The sequence below is a fragment of the Xenorhabdus griffiniae genome, assembly GCF_037265215.1.
GTDB classification, from domain to species: domain Bacteria; phylum Pseudomonadota; class Gammaproteobacteria; order Enterobacterales; family Enterobacteriaceae; genus Xenorhabdus; species Xenorhabdus griffiniae.
In genome coordinates this window covers 4,472,964-4,493,285 of sequence record NZ_CP147737.1, presented here as the reverse complement: position 1 = coordinate 4,493,285, position 20,322 = coordinate 4,472,964, and the positions used below count along the sequence as shown (strand labels likewise).

The following is a 20,322-nucleotide window of genomic DNA, read 5'->3' as shown; positions in this document are numbered from 1 at the left end:
GAATAAAGTAAAACTTTAGCCGAGACGAGCGTTATTTTGCTCCTCAAGCAGCAATAACCATTGGACATAACTCTGCCACTTCTTCTCTTGCTGTAATGCTTCAGTTCTGAGTGGATGTTTTATCAGCCATTGATGGGGCAAGGTGATAATGAGCGTTTCATTTTTCGCCTGTAATCGTAAAGCTGGCAACGTGTCATCTCGTCGACGGCTGGCGAAAATAATTGCCAGACGCAATAAGCGACATAACCGCTGTGCCTGTAGCGATGGCACAGCATTTTGCTGACTAAGTGATGCCAGATCCACTGGGCCATTTTGATTTTTCAATAGAATAGCCAACAATCGTTTTTGGGCTGGCGTATAACCAGGCAGATCTAAGTGGCTTATTAAATAAGCGGAATGTGCAGGCCCCTGACGAAAATCAACAAACAGACCTATTTCATGGAGCAAACAGGCACTGATCAATAACTCACGACAACGCTCGTCTAGTTCCCATGACTTAGCAACTTGCAGGCAAAAATTTTCGGCTAACTGTTTGACACGCTGTGCCTGCTCAATATCCAGTTGAAAACGATGCTGAATATTGCACAAGGTTCTTGTCCGAATATCCGGCTCGATCGGCAAATCCAGCATCCCGTAAACCAGGCCTTCACGTAATGCACCGCCTGCTAATATCATACTTTCGATATTCAATGCCTGAAAAATGGCGATTAAGATGGCCAATCCACTTGGAAAAACCAACGCCCGTTCCAGTGTCAGCCCATCGATTTCTAACTCTTCCAGCTTTCCGCACTCAATCGCCTGATGTTTAAGTTGCTGGAGTTTAGGTAGGGTGATCAGTTCATCCATACCTTGAGCAATCATAATTTCCTGCAAGGCTTGTACCGTACCAGAAGCGCCTACACAAACGTTCCAGCCTTGCTCAAGCAGCTTAGTGGTCACAGGGCTGAGAATATCATGTGCAGCAGCTTCTGCATTGGCGAAATTTTCTGCTGTCAGGCTGCGATCATTGAAATAACGTTCCAGCCAGGTAACACAGCCCATTTCAAGGCTGAAAAGCTGATTGGCTTTGGCTCCGATACCGGTGACCAATTCAGTACTGGCGCCACCAATATCGACAACAAGTCGCTTTTCAGATCCGCCGGTCGTGTGAGCGACACCTTGATAAATGAGTTGAGCCTCTTCTTCGCCGCTGATCACATGAACAGGTTTGCCTAATACTTCTGAAGCCTTTCTGGTAAATTCATCTGAATTTTTTGCCAGCCTCAAGGTTGCGGTAGCAACAACGCGGATCTGTGAGGCAGGAATATCTTGCAAATATTCGGAAAAGAGGCGCAAGCACTGCCATCCTCGTTCCATTGCCTGTTGTGATAAATGATTATTTTTATCTAATCCGGCAGCCAGCCTGACTTTGCGTTTGATGCGAGTAACGACTTGAATGCTGCCGGATACTTCACGGACAACCAACATGTGAAAACTGTTTGAGCCTAAATCGATAGCCGCATAAAGCGAAGAAGCACTTAGCATAGTATTTATTCCGGCCTGTGTTGTTTCAGCATCGTGTTATTTCAACATTACGTTATTCCAATACGATCGTACTATTCCAGTATTTTTCAGCCCTGCTTTATTTTAGCCTGGGCGCTTACTGTTGCGTGTTGCATTGCCACGGCGTGGTATGTTGGTACGCCGAGGGTGTCCCCCTGAGCGGGTGCGATTACGGCGCTTAGGTACTGGCAGATCTTTTAGCAATGCATCACTGTTATATTTGCTAACAGGTATCTGGTGCTGAATATATTCTTCAATGGCCGGTAAGTTGAGCGCATACTCTTCACACGCCAGGCTGATAGAATGACCACTTTCTCCAGCACGGCCTGTCCGACCAATCCGATGCACATAATCTTCACAGTCATCTGGTAGATCATAGTTAAATACGTGTGTCACAGATGGAATATGCAACCCACGGGCAGCAACATCTGTGGCAACCAGAATGTCCAGATTGCCCAGGCTGAATTCTTCAAGAATACGCAGGCGTTTTTTTTGTGCAACATCACCAGTCAGTAAACCAACTCGATGACCATCAGCAGCCAGATGGGCCCAGATGTCTTCACAACGGTGTTTGGTATTGGCGAAAATAATGCAGCGATCAGGCCATTCTTCTTCCAGCAGAGTCTGTAGCAGGCGCATTTTTTCTTCGTTGGAAGGGTAAAATAGCTCTTCCTGAATGCGGTGTCCTGTTTTTTGCAGCGGTTCCACTTCCACATACTCAGGATTATTCATCTGCTCAAAAGCCAGTTCACGTACTCGATAAGAGAGAGTTGCGGAAAACAGCAAATTCATTCTTTCTGTGGCCGCAGGGAGTCGGCGGAACAACCAGCGAATATCTTTGATAAAGCCCAGATCATACATGCGATCCGCTTCATCAAGTACAACAACTTGAATGGCACCAAGATGGATATGGCCCTGTTTGGCGTAATCGATCAACCGCCCTGTTGTGCCAATAACGATATCGACGCCAGCCTCCAGGACTTTAAGCTGTTTATCATAGCCATCGCCGCCGTAGGCAAGGCCCATTTTCAACCCAGTGACTTGCGCCAATTCTTCTGCGTCAGAGTATATTTGAACCGCTAATTCACGGGTAGGCGCCATAATCAGCGCGCGTGGCTGATTAGTTTTACGCTCTTTCTTTGCAGGATGAGTCAATAAGTAATTAAAAGTAGACGCCAAAAATGCCAGCGTCTTGCCCGTTCCGGTTTGTGCTTGCCCCGCAACATCTCGGCCTTCGACAGTTAAAGGCAATGTTAGCGCCTGTATCGGCGTGCAGTTGGAAAACCCCTTTTTCTCAAGGGCTTCTAAGACTTTGGGGTGCAATGCGAAGTCGGAAAACTTCTTTTCTGTCAAATGTGTTTTGCTCATAGTAAGGTAGAATATCAGTTAACTATTGCTTTAAGAAAGTGTATCCGCTGAAATAAAGACACCCTTATGTTGGTTAATGTACACTTACACTGTAAAAGATATTACTTTTGGAGCAAAAAATGAGTGCGAATATTATCTCTCTGACTGATGCTGGCTTTGGAAACGATGTTTTGAAAGCACAAGGTCCTGTTCTCGTTGAATTCTGGGCTGAGTGGTGCGGTCCTTGCAAAATGATAGCCCCTATTCTGGATGAAATTGCCACAGAATACGAAGGAAAATTGACAGTTGGCAAGCTGAATATTGATGATAATCCAGCAACAGCACCAGAATACGGTATTCGTGGTATTCCAACTATGATTCTGTTTAAAGATGGTGAAAAGGTTGCCGTAAAAGTGGGCGCTTTGTCAAAAACTCAACTGAAAGAGTTTTTAGAACCACACCTATAATTTAGAATCAGGTCACAGTAATTACGGACGTTTGGCGTATGAGATGATTTATCTCATTGACCGCTAGACGTCCGCTACGAAGCATGGTAAGTTAGCGGCCATGTGCTTGTATGAAGCTTTGCTAGAGCGAATTCTTTATTCGATATAAAGGCTTATTGATATAAAGAGTTGACATTAAGCATGTTACATACTAAACAATTTGTAGTGTCTGATAAATCTGTTATCTCTGGGTCACCTGAAGTATCTGATGACATATCGCATTTGGTAAAATTCCTGAGTCTATATACGATTAATCCAGTATATAGCTTAGTACACTCATAGCGTCCTAATGTTAAACTATCTTTAAGCAGAGTGTTTTTATCCTAGGCATTTTTATGTCGAGCCTTCTCCTTCTTGTGCTAGGTGATAGGTATAGAATCTGCTAACAGTGCTTATGTTAAAAAAACGTTTATGCTGAAAGATGTGTATGCTGAAATAGTGTCCACTGTTAAACTTTAATAGTGTTCGTATTATAAAATTGTATCTATATTATAGATAGTTATAACATATGGCACATAGATAGTTAGAAGATAGTTTTGACAGTTTGTCAGCCTTATTTTGAAATCAATCTAAGTACTTCAAACTATTGCCTTGTAATATAATTTAATATGTTGGAAGGTGTTATTTGTTTCTGGTACAAATAAACAGGCATCGATAATGCTGCCATACCATTCACGTTCATAGTTCGAGATATACCCCGAGTTAAAGAACCCACCATTATGAATCTTACCGAATTAAAGAATACGCCGGTATCTGAGTTGATTACTCTCGGCGAAAATATGGGGCTGGAAAACCTGGCTCGTATGCGTAAGCAGGACATCATTTTCTCTATTCTCAAACAGCATGCGAAAAGCGGAGAGGATATTTTCGGAGATGGTGTGTTGGAGATATTGCAGGATGGATTTGGTTTCCTCCGCTCCGCAGACAGTTCTTACCTTGCAGGCCCTGATGATATCTACGTTTCTCCTAGTCAAATCCGCCGCTTTAACCTCCGTACTGGTGATACCATTTCAGGGAAAATCCGCCCACCAAAAGAAGGTGAACGCTATTTTGCCTTGTTGAAAGTTAATGAAGTCAACTTTGATAAACCTGAAAACGCTCGCAGTAAAATCCTGTTTGAAAACCTGACACCACTTCATGCTAACAACCGCTTGCGTATGGAACGCGGTAATGGTTCTACTGAAGATTTGACAGCCCGTGTTCTGGATCTGGCCGCGCCGATTGGTCGTGGTCAGCGTGGTTTGATTGTTGCACCACCAAAAGCGGGTAAGACCATGCTGCTGCAAAATATTGCAGCTAACATTGCTCATAATTACCCAGATTGCGTTCTGATGGTTTTGCTGATTGACGAGCGTCCAGAGGAAGTCACCGAAATGCAGCGTCTGGTAAAAGGCGAAGTGATTGCATCAACCTTTGATGAACCTGCTTCCCGCCATGTTCAAGTGGCTGAAATGGTGATTGAAAAGGCAAAACGTCTGGTTGAACACAAAAAAGACGTTATTATCCTGCTGGATTCCATTACCCGCCTGGCTCGTGCATATAACACTGTGGTTCCTGCATCCGGTAAGGTTTTGACTGGTGGTGTGGATGCGAATGCCTTGCATCGTCCAAAACGTTTCTTTGGTGCTGCACGTAACGTCGAAGAAGGTGGTAGTCTGACCATCATTGCGACTGCGTTGGTTGATACTGGCTCCAAGATGGATGAAGTTATTTACGAAGAATTTAAGGGTACAGGTAACATGGAATTACACCTGTCTCGTAAGATTGCGGAAAAACGTGTCTTCCCAGCCATCGACTACAATCGTTCAGGAACGCGTAAAGAAGAGCTGCTCACTGCACAGGATGAGCTGCAGAAAATGTGGATCTTACGTAAGATCATTCATCCGATGGGTGAAATCGATGCGATGGAATTCCTTATCAACAAACTGGCTATGACAAAAACAAACGAAGAGTTCTTCGACTTTATGAAACGCTCATAGTTTAGTTTTGCGATAAAGATAAAAAAGATCCTTCTGTGACAACTTAAGCGCCACGTTTTGTGGCGTTTTTTTATGGTTGTATATTATTACATCGCTTGGGTGATGTGGCACATATTTTGCATATCTTATTTGGATGGTCGAGTGGGTATATGCCAAGTAAATTTCTTACAAATATTCAGTAATTGTTCATGTACTACGGCCAGCGTTATCCATGTGTTGATTTTCGTGCATGGCAGAACTCCTTATTTTGTGAATACCAACTTATAGGTCAATAGCTACAAACATCTATAAGTCTATCGATAATAGATGGCCCATCGTTATCTTGCAGAGAGTTGTTATTGTGAATATTCCTAGGATGAGCGCCGAAATTTTTTACATCTTTATATTTTCATTCGCGTTTTTGTTTATGGCGCGTAAGGTCGCAAAAAATATAGGTTTGGTTGATAAGCCCAATTACCGTAAGTGTCACCAAGGATTGATTCCTTTAGTCGGTGGGATATCATTGTTTTTTAGTGTTTGTTTTGCGTTTGCAATCACAAAAGAGTTTATCCCTCACAAATGGCCATATTTGGCTTGTGCCGGAATACTGGTTTTTGTCGGTGTACTAGACGATCGTTTTGATGTCAGCGTGAAGATTAGAGCAATTATTCAGGCCTTGGTTGGCATTAGTATGATGTTTTTTGCTGATCTTAAAATTGAGAGTTTAGGAAATTCCTTTGGTCCTTGGGAAATGATCTTGGGACCATTCAGCTATATTGTGACTCTATTTGCTATCTGGGCTGCCGTTAACGCTTTCAATATGATGGATGGTATTGATGGTTTGTTGGGGGGATTATCTTGCGTTTCATTTGGTGCATTAGGGATTTTGCTTTACGAAAATGGAAATATGGCGCTGGCTTTTTGGTGCTTTACATTTATTGCTGGGATTTTGCCTTATATCTTCCTTAACCTTGGCCTACTGGGAAAGCGTTTTAAAGTATTTATGGGTGATGCAGGGAGTACCTTAATTGGTTTTACTGTAATTTGGCTACTGACTGAAACGACTCAAGGGGAACACTATTCCATTAATCCTGTGACAGCATTGTGGATCATTGCTATTCCACTGATGGATATGGTTGCGATTATGTACCGTCGATTGCGTAAGGGAATGAGTCCATTTGCAGCAGATCGTCAGCATATTCACCATTTGATGATGCGTTCTGGATTTACTTCCCGCCAGGCATTTATTTTGATCACTTTAGTTGCGGCGCTGTTGGCATCAATTGGAATGATTGGAGAGTGGTTAAGTTTTGTTCCTGAGTGGATAATGTTGGCATTATTTTTGCTTGCATTTATGTTGTATGGCTATTGCATCAAAAGAGCGTGGAAGGTAGCCCGTTTTATCAAACGGTGTAAGCGCCGTATGCGTCGGGCAGCAAGCCATCATTAAAGACATCGACAATCAAAGAGGTTTTGTGCAGTGATAAACTCAGAAACGAAATCTAAACAGGATCAACCTGCTATAGAGCATGAACTGGATATTCGGGCGCTGTGTTATGCTTTGTGGTATGGAAAGATATGGATTATCGCACTGGCAATAATTTTCGCTGCCGCTGCTCTGGGTGCATCTTATTTGATGCAGCAAAAATGGAGCGCAACCGCTATTGTGGACCTACCGACAACGAATAATTTGGGTAGCTACTATTCGCAACAACAATTCCTGCGTAACTTGGATACTCATATCAATGCTGCACCAGAAGCGCAATTACCGACCATTCCAGACGGTGCATACAAAGAATTCATGACACAGGTTTCTGCGTATGATACCCGTCGTGAGTTTTGGCTTCATTCCGAATATTACAAACAACGCAAGGAAGGGCGTGCCAAAGCGGATGCTGTATTGTTGGATGAATTGATCAACGCTATTAAAATCACGCGTAGTGATGATAAAACATCATCAAATGACAGTATCAAATTGACAGCAGAAACCGCCGTTGATGCCAATCAACTTCTGCGTCAATATATTGCATTCGCCAACCAACGAGCAAGCACTCACCTGAACAACGAAATTAAAGGGGCATGGGCGACACGTACCCAGTCAATGAAAGCGGTGGTGAAACGTCAGGAGATGGTGGTAAAGGCTATATATAATCGAGAATTGAATGTGTTGCAGCAGTCACTGAAAGTGGCTGAGAAGCAAGGTATTCACCGTAATCAGACAAACATCCCTATCGAAGAACTGCCTGAATCCAAAATGTTTATGTTGGGTACATCATTACTGCAAGCCCAAATTGAAACGTTGGAAGCTACAGGTCCTGACTACAGCATCGATTATGATCAAAATATCGCGATGCTGGCTACGTTAAATGTCGGTCCGACTTTGCAGGACGCTTTCCTGACTTACCGCTATCTCAGAACACCGGAGGAACCTGTTAATCGAGACAGCCCTCGCCGTGCTTTCATGATGATTTTATGGGGAGCAGTAGGTATGTTGATTGGCTCCGGTGTTGCTTTGGTAAGACGTCCTCGCTCCGATAGTTCACATAAGTAGCTATAAACGATAGGTTTTTGATTCCCATTCTTGGAAGTATCTGCAATGATTGACAAAATAAGAGAGTCACTGTGAAAGTGTTGACTGTGTTTGGTACCCGGCCGGAGGCCATTAAAATGGCCCCGTTGGTACATGCGTTGGCTATGGATACTGCCTTTGAAGCAAAAGTGTGTGTCACAGCTCAGCATAGGGAAATGCTGGATCAGGTATTGCACCTGTTTGGGATAACGCCGGATTTTGATCTGAATATCATGCAAAAAGGACAGGATCTGACGGATATCACATGTCGTATCTTGCAAGGTATAAAACCTGTATTAGAAGAATTCAAACCAGATGTGGTACTGGTGCATGGCGACACAACAACAACTATGGCAACCAGTCTGGCTGCTTTCTATCAACATATTCCGGTAGGCCATGTTGAAGCTGGTTTAAGAACAGGGGATCTTTATTCACCATGGCCGGAAGAAGCCAACCGTAAGATTGCCGGACACTTGGCTATGTACCATTTTGCACCGACGGAAAATTCCCGGAATAACCTCTTAAAAGAATCCATTGCGGAAAACCGTATTTTTGTTACCGGCAATACAGTGATTGATGCTCTGCTATCAGTGCGTGATCGCATCATGAATGATGAAGCCATGTATGGGCAGTTTAGCGAGCTTTATCCTTTTCTTAACCTAAATAAAAAAATGATCTTGGTGACAGGTCATCGTCGGGAAAATTTTGGTAAAGGGTTTGAGCGTATTTGTGAAGCATTGGCACAGATTGCCAAAGCGCACCCTGATGTCCAGATAGTGTATCCGGTCCATTTGAATCCGAATGTCAGTGAACCCGTTAAGCGCATTTTGCATGACATTGATAACGTTATCCTTATCAAACCGCAGGATTATCTGCCTTTCGTCTATTTGATGAATCATGCCTATTTAATTTTGACCGATTCAGGAGGGATTCAGGAAGAAGCGCCTTCTTTGGGAAAACCGGTTTTAGTGATGCGTGATACCACTGAGCGACCTGAAGCGGTTGCTGCGGGGACAGTACGGCTAGTGGGAACAGAAACACAAACTATCGTTGCGGAAGTTACGCGTCTATTGACGGATGTTAACGCCTACCAACAAATGAGCCATGCCCATAATCCTTATGGTGATGGTCGGGCTTGCCAGCGAATTCTTGATGCATTAAGAAAAAATCAGGTGACATTATGAGTTTTGAAACAATTTCTGTTATCGGTCTGGGTTATATCGGTTTGCCCACCGCAGCGGCATTCGCCTCCCGTCAAAAGAGGGTGATTGGCGTGGATGTTAATCAGCATGCGGTAGAGACGATTAACCGTGGTTCGATTCATATCGTTGAACCTGATTTAGATAAGATAGTAAAAGTTGCGGTAGAAGAGGGCTTTTTGAAAGCCGTGACGGTTCCACAAACAGCGGATGCTTTTTTGATCGCAGTTCCGACGCCTTTCAAAGGGGAGCATGAACCCGATATGGCTTATGTGCGTTCTGCGGCGGAATCAATAGCACCCGTCTTGAAAAAAGGCGATTTGGTTATTTTGGAATCCACTTCTCCCGTTGGTGCGACAGAGCAGATGGCTGAATGGTTAGCCGTGGTACGTCCAGATCTTTCATTCCCTCAACAAGCGGGTGAAAACTCAGATATCGATATCGCCTATTGCCCTGAGCGTGTTTTGCCGGGGCAGGTTATGGTGGAGTTGATCAAAAATGATCGTGTAGTTGGAGGCATGACAGCCAAATCTTCCCGCAGGGCGAGTGAGTTGTACAATATTTTCCTTGAGGGTGAATGTGTTATCACTAATGCCAGAACAGCGGAAATGTGCAAGCTGACAGAAAACAGTTTCCGTGATGTTAATATCGCTTTTGCCAACGAACTTTCCTTAATCTGTGCCGAACAGGGAATCAATGTGTGGGAACTGATTAGTCTGGCAAACCGCCATCCACGTGTAAATATTTTGCAACCTGGCCCTGGTGTAGGGGGGCATTGCATTGCCGTCGATCCGTGGTTTATCGTATCCCAGAACCCTGAGCAATCCCGTTTAATTCATACTGCGCGTTTGGTGAATGATGGCAAGCCGCTGTGGGTTGTGGATCAAGTAAAAGCCGCAGTTGCTGACTGTTTAGCTGAAAGTGGCAAACGGGCAAATGAAATTAAAATTGCTTGTTTTGGCTTGGCCTTCAAGCCAAACATTGATGATTTGCGGGAAAGCCCAGCCGTTTATATTACAAAAATGGTTGCGCAGTGGCATGCAGGGCAAACTATCGCGGTTGAACCCAATGTGCATGAGCTGCCTAATTTACTGAAAGATAAGGTGGAATTGATGGATGTCAATCAGGCATCAGAAGAAGCGGATGTTGTCTTGATGCTGGTGGATCATAGCCAGTTTAAAGCCATTCATGGTTCTGCCATAAAACAAAAATGGGTTGTTGATACAAAAGGAGTTTGGCGTTGAAACGTATTCTTATTACAGGTGGTGCAGGTTTTATCGGTTCTGCGGTTGTGCGCCACATTATTAATCAAACTGAAGATAGTGTCGTTGTCGTTGATAGCCTGACTTATGCTGGTAATCTTGAATCACTGGCTCCCGTTGCCAACCATCCCCGCTATGCGTTTGAGCAGGTTGATATCCGCCAGCGTGATGCTTTAGATCGTGTATTCCAGCAATATCAACCGGATGCTGTCATGCATTTGGCCGCAGAAAGCCATGTCGACCGTTCCATTGATGGGCCGGCTGCTTTTATCGAAACCAATATCATCGGCACTTATACTTTGTTGGAAGCGGCTCGTGCATTTTGGCAACAGTTGGATCAGGAAAAACAAACCCAGTTCCGTTTCCACCATATTTCAACAGACGAAGTATATGGCGATTTGCACGGTGAAGATGGTTTCTTTACGGAAACCACACCTTACGCGCCAAGCAGCCCTTATTCTGCATCAAAAGCATCCAGCGATCATCTGGTTAGGGCATGGCGCCGTACTTATGGCTTACCGACCGTGATCACCAATTGTTCAAATAACTATGGTCCTTATCATTTCCCTGAGAAACTGATCCCATTGGTGATTTTGAATGGGCTGGCAGGCAAGCCTTTGCCGGTTTATGGCAAGGGAGAGCAAATCCGTGATTGGCTCTATGTGGAGGATCATGCGCGGGCGTTGCACTTGGTGGTCACCAAGGCGGAGCCTGGCAAAACCTACAACATCGGTGGACATAATGAACGCCGAAATATCGAAGTTGTGGAAACAATTTGTGAATTACTGGAGGAGCTGCGCCCCGAAAAACCTGCTGGGGTAGAACATTATCGCGATCTTATTACTCACGTAACGGATCGCCCAGGGCATGATATGCGTTATGCAATTGATGCAGCGAAAATTGAGCGTGAATTAGGGTGGACTCCTGAAGAAACGTTCGAATCCGGCATTCGCAAGACTGTGCAATGGTATCTGGAAAATGAGAATTGGTGGAAAAGAGTTCAGGATGGCTCTTATACAGGGGAACGACTTGGGTTAGGAAATAAATAAGCCTATCGGGGGAACAGATGAAAGGAATTATACTGGCTGGGGGTTCTGGCACCCGTTTGTATCCAATAACACGTGGCGTATCAAAGCAGCTATTACCGATTTATGACAAGCCGATGATTTATTATCCGCTGTCAGTGTTAATGCTGTCGGGCATACGCGATATCCTGATCATCTCGACACCGGAAGATTTACCCGCTTTTAAACGATTATTAGGCAGTGGTGAACAATTTGGTATCCACCTTAGTTATGCCGAACAGCCTTCACCTGATGGCCTGGCGCAGGCATTTCTGATTGGCGAAGAATTTATCGGCAATGATGCTTGCTGTCTGGTATTGGGTGACAATATCTTTTTTGGTCAAGCATTTAGCCCGAAACTGCAACATGTCGCCGGCCGAAAAACAGGAGCGACAGTATTCGGTTACCAAGTGATGGATCCTGAACGATTTGGTGTCGTGGAATTTGACGAGCAGTATCGGGTGCTTTCCATAGAAGAAAAACCTGTACGGCCTAAATCCAATTGGGCGGTGACTGGTCTCTATTTTTACGACAACAAAGTCGTGGATTTCGCCAGACAAGTAAAACCGTCTCCGCGTGGGGAACTGGAAATCACCAGTATCAACCAGATGTATCTGGAATGCGGTGAATTGAATGTTGAATTATTGGGGCGTGGTTTTGCCTGGTTGGATACAGGGACGCATGACAGCCTGATTGAAGCCAGCACTTTTGTTCAGACCGTCGAAAAACGGCAAGGCTTTAAGATTGCTTGTCTGGAAGAGATCGCATGGCGTAATGGTTGGCTCAGTGAGGAGCAATTGAAAATAGCGGCCACGGATTTGGCGAAAACAGGTTACGGCAACTATCTGATGGATTTGCTCAATGTCTATTCACGCCAACCTTGAACCTTTGGTCTGGGAAAGCCAGTTTTTTGATTTATCTACGGCTCGCCTGAATTTTTCGTCGGAAGCGGCAGTGTTGACGGTTGCTGATTTGGACCAATATACATTGGTACAAGCCAAAGTAGCGGCCCAGCAAACGGACATTATCGATGGGCTTTCTGCCTTCGGATTTTCACTGGTTGAAGGTGAGGTTGATTTACGGTTATCGGTTGAGGCGGGAGATATTCCTGGCATTCATACGGGAAGAACAGCTATTTCGGCAAAACAAGAAAATATCCCCGTATTGAAGGCTGTTGCAGCGCGTGTATTTACCGCCAGTCGCTTCCGGGCACCCTGGTATCAACAGGATGACAGTGGCAGGTTCTATGCTGCTTGGGTTGAAAAAGCCGTTTTAGGTACATTTGATCATGAATGCCTGCTTATCCATGATGAACGAGGTCAAATAGCGGGCTTTGTCACCTTAAGGGACATAGGTAACAGCGAAGCACGCATTGGCTTACTGGCTGCTGTACCGGGCAATCATCATCAAGGGATTGGCAAAAAATTAATGTCGGCGGCGCAACAGTGGTGTCATAACCATCAGATACAATGGCTGAGAGTGGCTACGCAAATAAGTAATATCGCTGCGTTGCGTCTTTATACACGTCGTGGTGCCATCATTGAAAGCACCGCATATTGGTTATACAGAGGACGAAATGATTCCATTTAATAAACCACCGGTAGTCGGCACTGAACTTGAATACATGCAACAGGCGATGGCTAGCGGTAAGTTGTGTGGTGATGGCGAATTTACCAAACGTTGTGAAGCGTGGATGGAACAGCGTTTTAATTGCCCGAAAGTATTGCTGACACCCTCTTGTACAGCTTCACTGGAAATGGCAGCAATGTTGTTGGATATCCAACCGGGTGATGAAGTCATCATGCCGAGCTACACCTTTGTTTCGACCTCCAATGCTTTTGTTCTGCGTGGTGCAACCATTGTGTTCGTGGATATTCGTCCTGATACCATGAACATTGATGAGAACAAAATTGAAGCAGCCATTACAGCAAAGACCCGTGTTATCGTACCCGTGCATTATGCGGGTGTAGCCTGTGAAATGGATACCATCATGGCACTGGCAAAAAAATATAACCTGTATGTAGTAGAAGATGCCGCCCAGGGCGTCATGTCTACTTATAAAGGCCGTGCATTAGGCACAATTGGGCATATTGGCTGTTTCAGCTTTCATGAAACCAAAAATTATTCAGCCGGTGGTGAAGGTGGGGCAACATTAATTAATGATAGTTCCATGATTGCCCGTGCCGAAATCATTCGGGAGAAAGGCACTAACCGCAGTCAATTCTTCCGTGGACAGGTCGACAAATACACATGGCGTGATATTGGTTCCAGCTATCTGTTGTCTGATTTGCAAGCGGCTTACCTGTGGGCACAACTGGAACTTGCTGAAAAGATTAATCAGCGCCGCCTGACTTTGTGGAAGAACTACTATCAAGCCCTGAAACCATTAGCAGACGCGGGGCATTTAGCTTTGCCAATTGTCCCTGAAGGCTTGGAACACAACGCCCATATGTTCTATATCAAGCTCAAAGATGTAGAAGAGCGTAGCGCATTCAATCGTTACATGAAAGAGAATGGTATCCTGAGCGTATTCCACTACGTGGCATTGCATACCAGCCCAGCGGGGGAGAAGTGTGGCCGTTTCCACGGCGAAGATCGCTTTACCACCCGCGAAAGTGATCGCTTAGTTCGCTTACCGATGTTCTACAACATCACTGATACAGAACAGCAAATCGTTATCGATCGTATCAAGGAATTTTTCGCCTGATATGTCACTTGCTAAAGCTTCTGTTTGGACAGCGGGCTCCACACTGATCAAGATCGGTGTGGGGTTGCTAGTCATTAAACTTCTGGCGGTATCTTTTGGCCCAACAGGTGTTGGACAGGCAGGTAATCTTCGCCAACTCATTACTGTATTAGGTGTGCTCTCTGGGGCAGGGATTTTTAATGGTGTCACCAAATACGTGGCGGAACATCAACAACAACCGGAAAGGCTCAGGGCCGTATTGGGTACATCGTCCTTGATAATTTTAGGTTTTTCGACCTTACTGGCAGTGAGCTTCCTCTTGTTCAGTGAAATTATCAGTATTGGCCTATTTGGTCACACCCATTACAAAACTGTTGTGCAGGCGCTCGCATTTATTCAAATGGGTATCGCTTACGCCAACTATTTTCTGGCAATCCTGAAAGGGTTCAGAGATGCTAAAGGAAATGCGTTAGCCATTATTTTGGGCAGTCTAACAGGCGTATTGGCTTATAGCCTCTGTTATTGGCTGGGAGGCTACGAAGGGGCATTGGCGGGCTTGGCATTGGTGCCTGCATTGGTGGTTTTACCTGCCGGCCTGATGATACTGCATCGCAAGGTGATTACATTTTCTGCCCTGAAACCTATATGGGATCGTGCGATTGCCAGCCATCTGGGGAAATTTACCCTTATGGCGTTGCTAACTTCCATTACATTGCCCGTTGCATATGTCATGATGCGAAACTTGCTGGCAGCGCGTTATAGCTGGGAAGAAGTAGGGATTTGGCAGGGAGTGAGCAGTATTTCAGATGCTTATTTACAATTTATTACCGCCTCCTTCACTGTCTATCTATTGCCGACTCTTTCTCGTCTGGAAAGTAAGCAAGCAATTACCAGTGAAATTGTGAAGGCGCTGAAATTTGTCTTGCCTGCTGTGGCTGCTGCCAGTTTCTCTGTCTGGTTGTTGCGTGATTTTGTGATTTGGCTGTTATTTTCAGACAAATTCATCGCCATGCGGGATCTGTTTGCGTGGCAATTAGTGGGCGACGTATTGAAAGTTGGCGCTTATGTTTTTGGGTATCTGGTGATAGCGAAAGCTGCACTGCGTTTTTATATATTGACTGAAGTGAGCCAATTTCTTTTACTGACGGGCTTTTCTCATTGGCTGATACCGGCAAATGGGGCATTGGGGGCTGCTCAGTCATATATGGTAACTTACATTGTTTATTTCATTCTTTGTTGTAGCGTATTTATTATTTATCGCAGGCGAGCATGACAACCCTAATTCACGTTTTGGGATCGGATATCCCACATCACAATCAAACGTTACTGCGTTTCTTTAATGACGTCTTGGCACAGGAAATACATTTTTCCGCCAAACCGTGTTTTATGGTGGTGTCTAAAGACCACACATGGCTATCGAATTACCCTAACTTGGCTATTTCTCTTTATAACAGCAAATCTGCCTTGTCGCAGGCGGTGGTAGAGAAAGCGCAAGCAAACAGAACCGTCCGTTTCTTTTTCCACGGGCAGTTTAATGCTGCTTTGTGGTTGGCTTTATTAATCGGCAAAATTCAGCGACACCAATTTTTCTGGCATGTTTGGGGTGCTGATCTCTATGAAGAATCCCGCCAACTGAAATTCCGTTTGTTCTATCTGCTTCGTCGTTTGGCACAAAAGCGGGTGGGGCATATTTTTGCCACGCGCGGTGATCTGCGGCACTTTTTTCAGGATGATTTGCGTTCAAGTCGGACCAAACCTGATGTGCCATCATCATTGCTCTATTTCCCAACTCGGATGGATCCTGCGTTGACAGTGACAGAGAAAACGTGCTCACCGCAAGGAATTACCATCTTATTGGGTAATTCAGGGGATCAATCCAACCGTCATATTGAAGCCTTGCAGAAGATCCACCACCAATTTGGTAATGAGGCGAGGGTGCTAATCCCAATGGGCTATCCTGATAATAACCAAGCCTATATCCAGAGTGTGGAGCAAACAGCATTGTCGTTATTTCCAGCGCAAAATGTTCGTATCTTAAAAGATCAAATGGCCTTTGATGAATATTTGTCATTGTTGCGCCAATGCGATTTGGGGTATTTCATTTTCAATCGTCAGCAAGGTATTGGAACACTCTGTTTGCTGATTCAATTTGGTATTCCGTTTGTTCTCAGCCGTCAAAATCCATTCTGGCATGATTTAACGGAGCAGCAGATCCCTGTTCTGTTTGACGGTGATGAACTTAATAAACACTGGGTGCAGGAAGCACAGCGCCAGATGCTGTCCCTCGATAAAAAGGCGATTGCTTTTTTTGATCCCCATTTCGTTGAGGGGTGGAAAAACGCCCTGTCGGAAGCATCTGGAGAGTAGTAATGACTTTGATACAATTCGGTGGGCTTTTTGTTGTTTACGTGATTTCGGTGGCCTTTATCCTGACTTTGACATATCAGGAGTTTCAGCGTGTCCGTTTTAACTTTAATGTTTTTTTCTCATTGTTGTATCTGCTGACATTCTATTTTGGCTTTCCACTGACTAGCTTGTTGGTATTTCAGTTTAATGTGGAAGTGGTACCAGTAGATTCATTATTACATGCGATGCTGGCGTCTGGCTGTTTTTACGCCATTTATTATGTGGCTTATAAGACACGCCTCACTTATAAAATACGGTCAAACGATAATATAAAGTCTGAAACCTTAACAGTGACGGCGCCGCGTAAGCCCTTGTTTACAATGAATCGGGTAGAAACGAATCTAACGTGGTTACTGCTTGCCGGTATTGCTATCGTTACGGTAGGTTCGTTCTTTATGCAAAACGGCTTTTTGCTGTTTAAATTACAGTCCTATAGCCAGATATTTTCCAGCCAGGTTTCCGGTGTGGCGCTCAAGCGATTCTTTTATTTCTTTATTCCTGCCATGCTAGTGGTCTTTTTTCTGAAACCGACCAAAGTACGATGGTTGTGCTTTTTGGTAGGAACGGTGGGATTTGGCGTTCTGACATATGTGATCGTTGGCGGAACGCGAGCTAACATCATTATCGCATTTGCATTGTTCCTGTTTATCGGGATTGTTCGTGGCTGGATCACACTGTGGATGCTGTTTACTGCGGGTGCGATGGGAGTTGTCGGTATGTTCTGGCTGGCGTTGAAACGCTACAGCTTGGATGTAAGCGGGGCGGAGGCATTTTATACTTTCCTGTATCTCACGCGAGATACCTTCTCACCGTGGGAAAATTTGGCCCTGTTACTGGATAATTACAGCAAAATCGATTTTCAAGGGTTGGCACCGATTATCCGTGATTTTTATGTCTTCATTCCTGGTTGGGTATGGCCGGACAGACCCAATCTGGTCTGGAACACCGCTAACTATTTCACGTGGGATGTATTAGATAACCACTCTGGTCTTGCGATCTCCCCAACACTGATTGGCTCTCTTGTGGTGATGGGAGGCGTATTCTTTATTCCCCTGGGGGCAATCGCAGTTGGTTTTATTATTAAATGGTTTGACTGGATTTATGAAGCAGGAAAACAGGAGAGCAATCGCTATAAGGCAGCAATTTTGCAAGCTTTCTGCTTTGGCGCCATCTTTAACATGATTGTGTTGGCCCGTGAAGGAGTCGATTCTTTTGTTTCTCGGGTAGTGTTCTTTTGTCTTGTCTTTGGCCTATGTCTGGTTATAGCGAAATTGCTGTATTGGCTGTTTGAAAGCGCTGGGCTGATTCGAAAATTTACGGTCAATAATCTGGCAGCTTCGCGAAAAACATCTGTTATTTTGGATGTAAGGAAAAAAAATGGCATTGAATAATATTCCCAAATACTGCATTCGTGGTCTCAGTATCTGGGGATTCCGCGGTATGTCGCATTTCCTCGACCACCTTTTTCTGGCTGAGCAGGTGAAAACAGGTACATTGATTGCGATTAACGCAGAAAAAGTGCTCACGGCGGAGAAAGACAATGCGCTGAATGCATTACTGGATGAAGCCGAATATTTATACGCAGATGGTATTAGCATCGTACGCGCCATTCGCCGCAAATACCCTGATGCGGATGTATCGCGTATTGCGGGTGCTGATTTGTGGGAAGCCCTGATGGAGCGGGCAGGGCGTGAAGGCACACCAGTCTTTCTGGTTGGCGGAAAACCCGATATTTTGGCACAGACTGAAAACAAACTGCGCACCCAATGGAATGTCAATATTGTAGGCAGCCAGGATGGGTATTTTACACCTGATACGCGTGATGAAGTATTTGAGCGGATTTGTGCCAGTGGTGCTGCGATCATTACTGTCGCGATGGGATCGCCCAAACAGGAAATTTTTATGCGTGATTGCCGTAAGGTACATCCAGATGCACTGTATATGGGGGTTGGAGGAACCTATGATGCCTTTACTGGTCACGTTAAACGTGCACCGAAAGTCTGGCAGAATCTGGGTTTGGAATGGTTGTATCGCTTGCTTTCTCAGCCAAGCAGAATTCGTAGACAGATAAAGCTATTGAAATTCCTTGGTTATTATTACGGTGGCAAGCTCTAATCCCAAATCCCAAAATTTCTCTGTTTTTGCCTGCTGTATCGAACATATGCAGCAGGTTTTTGCTTTATTGTATTACTGTCTTTTGGTTGACCAATGGCTTGTTGTTTCACTGTTTGTTTTCAAATCCCATGTCTGCAATCCCTAGTTTTAGCATTTTTTTATTTCACTAACAGGCAAAACGTGTTTTGATCCCAGCCTTTTTTACAACGATTGATTATCAATTCCTGTATTTTTTCTGTTTGTAAGTATAGACATCATAAAAGTGGATAGGGAGTTTTATGAGTGATTCAAAACAGAGCCTGCAAAGGGGACTTGAGGCACGTCATATTGAGCTGATTGCGCTAGGTGGCACAATCGGTGTAGGGCTGTTCATGGGATCAGCCAGTACCTTGAAATGGGCCGGCCCTTCTGTTTTGCTGGCTTACATTATTGCTGGGCTTTTTGTCTTTTTCATTATGCGTTCCATGGGAGAAATGTTGTTTCTTGAACCTGTAACGGGTTCATTTGCTGCTTTTGGGCATAAGTATTTAAGTCCTTATTGGGGATGCCTGACCGCATGGGGTTACTGGTTCATGTGGGTTTCTGTCGGGATTTCAGAGATTACTGCGGTTGGCGTCTATGCTGAATTTTGGTTTCCTGAGTTGCCTCAATGGGTTTCGGCACTGGTAGCGGTTGGATTGGTTGCTTTGGCAAACTTGGCGGCAGTCAGGTTGTATGGCGAGCTGGAGTTTTGGTTTGCCATGATCAAAGTCACAACGATTATTGTGATGCTCCTGATTGGCATTGGTTTGATTTTCTTCGGGTTGGGTAATGACTGGCAACCCATTGGTTTGGATAACCTGACCACACATGGTGGTTTCTTCTCCGGTGGGTGGCAAGGCTTTTTATTTGCCCTTTGTATTGTGGTTGCTTCCTATCAAGGGGTAGAGCTGGTTGGCATTACTGCCGGTGAAGCAAAAAAACCACAAGTTACGCTTAGAAAAGCGATCAACAATATCTTGTGGCGTATCCTGATTTTTTATGTTGGTGCCATTTTTATCGTTGTTACATTGTTCCCGTGGACAGAAGTAGGTGCGCATGGTAGCCCATTTGTGATGACTTTTTCTAAAGTCGGTATCACTTCTGCGGCGGCGGTAATTAACTTTGTTGTGTTGACTGCTGCGTTGTCGGGCTGTAACAGCGGAATGTACAGCGGTGGCAGAATGTTATATGCCTTGGCACAGAACCGTCAATTGCCTGCTTCACTGCTGAAATTGTCGAAAAATGGTGTGCCAGTAAGATGTATTGCAATTACCATTGCTTGCTTGATTGCAGGTTCCAGTCTGAATTACCTGATACCAAATCCGCAGTCAGTATTTGTTTATGTTTATAGCGCCAGCGTGTTGCCTGGCATGGTGCCATGGTTTGTGATTCTGGTCAGTCAATTGCGTTTCCGTCAGCATCATGAGGAAGCTATAAAACAGCATCGGTTTAAATCAATTCTGTTCCCTTATGTCAATTATCTGACACTGATTTTCCTGTGCTGTGTATTAGTGGGGATGGCAATTAATACGGATACCCGTTTTTCTCTGATAGTCGGGGGCGTATTTTTGCTGATCGTGTCACTAATTTATTGGTTAATGAAATGGTATTTGCCTAAAAAATCGATATAGTTTTATTGGTTGGTTT

General features: G+C 44.6%; 17 protein-coding genes. 15 read left to right on the top strand and 2 right to left on the bottom strand.

Annotated features, from left to right (window positions below; genetic code table 11):
* Window positions 1-15 precede the first annotated feature (15 nt).
* Both gppA and rhlB read right to left on the bottom strand, forming a co-directional pair.
* Entirely contained in the window at window positions 16-1,524 is a 1,509-nt protein-coding gene (gene gppA / locus WDV75_RS20510) for a guanosine-5'-triphosphate,3'-diphosphate diphosphatase (RefSeq protein WP_273559711.1), read from the bottom strand.
* 102 nt (window positions 1,525-1,626) lie between these two features.
* Window positions 1,627-2,910 (bottom strand): ATP-dependent RNA helicase RhlB, encoded by a 1,284-nt coding sequence (rhlB, locus tag WDV75_RS20505; protein ID WP_273559710.1) that lies wholly within the window; start codon window positions 2,908-2,910, stop codon window positions 1,627-1,629.
* 119 nt (window positions 2,911-3,029) lie between these two features.
* Between rhlB and trxA the strand changes: the two genes are divergently transcribed.
* The 15 genes from trxA to thrP all read left to right on the top strand — a co-directional run bounded on the left by trxA (window position 3,030) and on the right by thrP (window position 20,306).
* Window positions 3,030-3,356, top strand: coding sequence for a thioredoxin TrxA (gene trxA, locus WDV75_RS20500; protein ID WP_189759384.1), 327 nt, complete (start codon window positions 3,030-3,032; stop codon window positions 3,354-3,356).
* 758 nt (window positions 3,357-4,114) lie between these two features.
* Window positions 4,115-5,374 carry a transcription termination factor Rho gene (rho, locus tag WDV75_RS20495; RefSeq protein WP_074020680.1) on the top strand — a complete coding sequence of 420 codons (1,260 nt, stop codon included), beginning with the start codon at window positions 4,115-4,117 and terminating at the stop codon, window positions 5,372-5,374.
* A 340-nt stretch (window positions 5,375-5,714) separates the two neighbouring features.
* A complete protein-coding gene (gene wecA, locus WDV75_RS20490) occupies window positions 5,715-6,803 on the top strand; it encodes a UDP-N-acetylglucosamine--undecaprenyl-phosphate N-acetylglucosaminephosphotransferase (protein ID WP_273559708.1) in 1,089 nt (362 codons plus the stop codon).
* A gap of 30 nt (window positions 6,804-6,833) precedes the next feature.
* A complete protein-coding gene (gene wzzE / locus WDV75_RS20485) occupies window positions 6,834-7,904 on the top strand; it encodes an ECA polysaccharide chain length modulation protein (protein ID WP_273559706.1) in 1,071 nt (356 codons plus the stop codon).
* 71 nt (window positions 7,905-7,975) lie between these two features.
* Complete coding sequence (gene wecB, locus WDV75_RS20480; RefSeq protein WP_189759387.1) at window positions 7,976-9,106, top strand: non-hydrolyzing UDP-N-acetylglucosamine 2-epimerase; 1,131 nt, start codon at window positions 7,976-7,978, stop codon at window positions 9,104-9,106.
* Window positions 9,103-10,365 carry a UDP-N-acetyl-D-mannosamine dehydrogenase gene (gene wecC, locus WDV75_RS20475; RefSeq protein WP_273559704.1) on the top strand — a complete coding sequence of 421 codons (1,263 nt, stop codon included), beginning with the start codon at window positions 9,103-9,105 and terminating at the stop codon, window positions 10,363-10,365. The genes wecB and wecC overlap by 4 nt, the downstream gene beginning before the upstream one ends.
* Window positions 10,362-11,432, top strand: a complete 1,071-nt coding sequence (gene rffG, locus WDV75_RS20470; protein ID WP_273559702.1) for a dTDP-glucose 4,6-dehydratase — start codon at window positions 10,362-10,364, stop codon at window positions 11,430-11,432. Before wecC ends, rffG begins: the two co-directional genes overlap by 4 nt.
* Window positions 11,433-11,449: 17 nt before the next feature.
* Entirely contained in the window at window positions 11,450-12,331 is an 882-nt protein-coding gene (rfbA, locus tag WDV75_RS20465) for a glucose-1-phosphate thymidylyltransferase RfbA (protein ID WP_189759390.1), read from the top strand.
* Complete coding sequence (rffC, locus tag WDV75_RS20460; protein WP_273559701.1) at window positions 12,309-13,037, top strand: dTDP-4-amino-4,6-dideoxy-D-galactose acyltransferase; 729 nt, start codon at window positions 12,309-12,311, stop codon at window positions 13,035-13,037. Before rfbA ends, rffC begins: the two co-directional genes overlap by 23 nt.
* A complete protein-coding gene (gene rffA / locus WDV75_RS20455; protein WP_273559700.1) occupies window positions 13,024-14,154 on the top strand; it encodes a dTDP-4-amino-4,6-dideoxygalactose transaminase in 1,131 nt (376 codons plus the stop codon). Before rffC ends, rffA begins: the two co-directional genes overlap by 14 nt.
* A gap of 1 nt (window position 14,155) precedes the next feature.
* Window positions 14,156-15,406, top strand: a complete 1,251-nt coding sequence (gene wzxE / locus WDV75_RS20450) for a lipid III flippase WzxE (RefSeq protein WP_273559698.1) — start codon at window positions 14,156-14,158, stop codon at window positions 15,404-15,406.
* Window positions 15,403-16,500, top strand: a complete 1,098-nt coding sequence (locus tag WDV75_RS20445) for a TDP-N-acetylfucosamine:lipid II N-acetylfucosaminyltransferase (RefSeq protein ID WP_273559697.1) — start codon at window positions 15,403-15,405, stop codon at window positions 16,498-16,500. The genes wzxE and WDV75_RS20445 overlap by 4 nt, the downstream gene beginning before the upstream one ends.
* 2 nt (window positions 16,501-16,502) lie before the next feature.
* Window positions 16,503-17,930: an ECA oligosaccharide polymerase gene (wzyE, locus tag WDV75_RS20440; RefSeq protein ID WP_273559696.1), complete on the top strand. Its 1,428-nt coding sequence runs from the start codon at window positions 16,503-16,505 to the stop codon at window positions 17,928-17,930.
* Window positions 17,917-18,654, top strand: a complete 738-nt coding sequence (gene wecG / locus WDV75_RS20435; protein WP_273559695.1) for a lipopolysaccharide N-acetylmannosaminouronosyltransferase — start codon at window positions 17,917-17,919, stop codon at window positions 18,652-18,654. The genes wzyE and wecG overlap by 14 nt, the downstream gene beginning before the upstream one ends.
* A 278-nt stretch (window positions 18,655-18,932) precedes the next feature.
* Window positions 18,933-20,306, top strand: coding sequence for a bifunctional threonine/serine APC transporter ThrP (thrP, locus tag WDV75_RS20430; protein WP_273559694.1), 1,374 nt, complete (start codon window positions 18,933-18,935; stop codon window positions 20,304-20,306).
* Window positions 20,307-20,322 lie beyond the last annotated feature (16 nt).

Excerpts from the sequence above, each read along its gene's own strand:
- thrP (WP_273559694.1), top strand. The coding sequence starts at position 18,933 with ATGAGTGATTCAAAACAGAGCCTGCAAAGGGGACTTGAGGCACGTCAT.
- wecC (WP_273559704.1), top strand. The coding sequence starts at position 9,103 with ATGAGTTTTGAAACAATTTCTGTTATCGGTCTGGGTTATATCGGTTTG.
- wzxE (WP_273559698.1), top strand. The coding sequence starts at position 14,156 with ATGTCACTTGCTAAAGCTTCTGTTTGGACAGCGGGCTCCACACTGATC.
- wecG (WP_273559695.1), top strand. The coding sequence starts at position 17,917 with ATGGCATTGAATAATATTCCCAAATACTGCATTCGTGGTCTCAGTATC.
- rffA (WP_273559700.1), top strand. The coding sequence starts at position 13,024 with ATGATTCCATTTAATAAACCACCGGTAGTCGGCACTGAACTTGAATAC.
- trxA (WP_189759384.1), top strand. The coding sequence starts at position 3,030 with ATGAGTGCGAATATTATCTCTCTGACTGATGCTGGCTTTGGAAACGAT.
- rffC (WP_273559701.1), top strand. The coding sequence starts at position 12,309 with ATGTCTATTCACGCCAACCTTGAACCTTTGGTCTGGGAAAGCCAGTTT.
- gppA (WP_273559711.1), bottom strand. The coding sequence starts at position 1,524 with ATGCTAAGTGCTTCTTCGCTTTATGCGGCTATCGATTTAGGCTCAAAC.
- rhlB (WP_273559710.1), bottom strand. The coding sequence starts at position 2,910 with ATGAGCAAAACACATTTGACAGAAAAGAAGTTTTCCGACTTCGCATTG.
- WDV75_RS20445 (WP_273559697.1), top strand. The coding sequence starts at position 15,403 with ATGACAACCCTAATTCACGTTTTGGGATCGGATATCCCACATCACAAT.
- rho (WP_074020680.1), top strand. The coding sequence starts at position 4,115 with ATGAATCTTACCGAATTAAAGAATACGCCGGTATCTGAGTTGATTACT.
- rfbA (WP_189759390.1), top strand. The coding sequence starts at position 11,450 with ATGAAAGGAATTATACTGGCTGGGGGTTCTGGCACCCGTTTGTATCCA.
- wzyE (WP_273559696.1), top strand. The coding sequence starts at position 16,503 with ATGACTTTGATACAATTCGGTGGGCTTTTTGTTGTTTACGTGATTTCG.